Genomic DNA, 2,381 nt, shown 5'->3' on the forward strand with positions numbered 1-2,381 from the left:
CGCCGACCAGGCAACGACCGAACGAGCGAACCTGAAACCCCGCCAACCCCTTCTGACCAGCTGATCAGCACTTCCCGCACAGCGGGGGAACCTCACTCCGAGTTCCTCCCGACTGCGTCGGGGATACAACGAAGCGCCTCACGGCGCACACCGTGCATGCGCTTCTCGCGCACACGGCTTACCGACATCGTTCACCGGCTGGCATGCACCGCCACCCTGCGCACGTTCCCAGACAGGCGGAACACTCCGAGCCGGGTGAACCACGCGCCGTCGTGGCGCTTGCCCCACTTTCTGCCCGGGATGCCGCGCTTGCGATTGTCGAAGATCGCGAGACGCTCGTGGACGTAGCTGTCGATCGTGGAGAACTTCCCGGCGGAATTGCCGTTACGGAAGTACGCCGCCCAGCCCCGGAGCACCGGGTTCAGGTCGGCGACCACGGCTGACAACGGCCGCCCCACCTGACGACGATCGGTGGCCGCGCGGATCTTGTCCCGCAGCACCTGCATCGCCCGTTGGGAAGGCCATCGCTGCAGGTAGAACCTGCCGCGGTGGCGCCACGATTCCACCTTCTGGTGGTGAAAGCCGAGGAACTCGAAACCCTGCCCGCCCCTGGCGAGGTGGACGATGCCAGTCTTGTCCGGGTGCAGGAACACGAGCGGTCCGTCAAAGCCCGTGATGGCGGACACTGCGAATTGGGTCTTGCAAGCCCTGCTCGGCCATCAGCACGACGGCGGCCCGCCGGATCCTGGCCCGAGTGGCGTCGCGCACAGCTGCCGATTGTTGGTCAGGCCTGCTGGACAAGCTGGACAAGGAAGTTTCCGGCGCCGATACGTTCTGTATGCGGTAGCCGTACAGAAGGTCGGGGTTCTGGAGGGGCGGGCGGCGGCAGGGCCGGGGCTTGTGCGGAGCGTTCGGGTACTGCGGGCGCCATCGCGGCCGTGGGCAGGGCTGACGCTGGCAGAGGTGTCTGATACACGAAGACCAGGCAGCGGTCATCCAGGAAATCACCAGCCCGTTCAGCTCCGGGCCGCATCACCGACGTGAAACCCCAGAAGCGGATCATGGCAGGCCGCGCTGGTGTCCCGCTCCTTCGCCAGCGGGTCGTACTGATCGCATACCTGCGCCGACGCTACCCGGACCACTCCACCGCCCGGAGGTGATCTCGGGCTACGAAAATCTTCCGGAGCCACTTCACGAGTACGCGGACACCCGCGGTGTGGAGATCTGTAGCACTGCATGCCGGGAGCCGGGCTCGGGTCGCAGGGTGCAGGTGGAGCGGCAGGGGACGAAGAGCGCCTGGCCGCCCCGGAGTCGGACCGCCAGCGGCACTCGGTGCACGTCGGTCGAGTCGGTAGGCGCACCGACCAGGATGTCGGTGGCGGAAAAAAGTTGGAGTACCACGAGTTCCGACTGGGCCTGTCCCATTGGAGAGGTGTGCGGATCCTCGGGGTCCTGAGGGAGGGCTCGGACGGTGCGGTTGAGCAGTGCACTCAGCCTGGCGGCGAGGGTTGCCGTGTCCTGCGCCATGAACGGGTCGTCCGTGGCAGGGGGCTCGTAGTCCGTCCAGAGGATGGCCGGCCCTCCACCAGACCGGGCCGAGAGGAAGGCGGCGAGTTCCAGAAGGTATTCGCTTTCACCGGCGAGTTCGTGTTCCTGATCCTCTTGTCCCCACTGCATCGTCGTCCTCCTTTCCGGAGTCTTGCGTTAGGCGGCTTCCCTTCGCTGAGCTCAATCATGGATTCCACGGTGGTGCCAGGACAGTCACGCGAACCTGGTCCCGGGCATCCGGTCACGGACTCGCGTGACCGGTTGGCACGGGGTATCGCTACTCGCCCAGCCGTCCCGCGCGGGCGGCGGCCACGCCTGCCTGAAACCGGCTCTCGGCTTCCAGCTGGCCCATGATGTCCGCGATGTGCCGGCGCGCGGTGCGCAGGGACATCCCCAGACGCCGGGCGATCGTCTCGTCCTTGAGCCCAGCGGCGAGCAGCCGCAGGATGGTCTGGTCGATCTCCTGGGAGACTTGCTCCAGGCCGTCCTCGGCGGCGGCGGAGAACGGCCGGGCAGAGGACCAGGCCTGTTCGAAGATCTCGTACAGATAGGCCACCAGCGACTCCTGACGAACCGCCACCGCACCCCAGGAGCCATCTCCGGCGGGAATGAAGGCGAGTTCGCGGTCGAAGATGATGACGCGGCCGAACAGTTCGTGTGCGGTGCGGTACTCGCCTCCGAGCGGTGAGGCCGCTTCCACATAGGCCTGACTGGGACCGTTGAAGCGCGCAGTGTGGTGTTGAAGTGCTCTCCCGGCTGAAGCCGGGAGATTCCCGCTTACCTTGCGGCAGCGGGCTTGACGCGCTTCGTGCGCCTGACGACTGCCCTCCCGG

General features: G+C 66.7%; 3 protein-coding genes. All 3 read right to left on the reverse strand.

The features are described 5' to 3' along the window. Positions 1-191 precede the first annotated feature (191 nt). The 3 genes from ACGFSA_RS35010 to ACGFSA_RS35020 all read right to left on the reverse strand — a co-directional run bounded on the left by ACGFSA_RS35010 (position 192) and on the right by ACGFSA_RS35020 (position 2,248). Complete coding sequence (locus ACGFSA_RS35010) at positions 192-686, reverse strand: group II intron maturase-specific domain-containing protein (RefSeq protein ID WP_393310202.1); 495 nt, start codon at positions 684-686, stop codon at positions 192-194. Between the two features lie 505 nt (positions 687-1,191). After that, complete coding sequence (locus tag ACGFSA_RS35015; RefSeq protein WP_393310204.1) at positions 1,192-1,677, reverse strand: hypothetical protein; 486 nt, start codon at positions 1,675-1,677, stop codon at positions 1,192-1,194. Between the two features lie 148 nt (positions 1,678-1,825). Then, positions 1,826-2,248 (reverse strand): LuxR C-terminal-related transcriptional regulator, encoded by a 423-nt coding sequence (locus ACGFSA_RS35020; protein WP_393310206.1) that lies wholly within the window; start codon positions 2,246-2,248, stop codon positions 1,826-1,828. Between the last annotated feature and the right edge of the window lie 133 nt (positions 2,249-2,381).

This window comes from Streptomyces sp. NPDC048496, assembly GCF_043200055.1.
Classification (GTDB): Bacteria; Actinomycetota; Actinomycetes; order Streptomycetales; family Streptomycetaceae; genus Streptomyces.

Bases quoted from the DNA above. Each gene is read 5' to 3' on its own strand.
- ACGFSA_RS35015 (WP_393310204.1), bottom strand. From the start codon at position 1,677: ATGCAGTGGGGACAAGAGGATCAGGAACACGAACTCGCCGGTGAAAGC.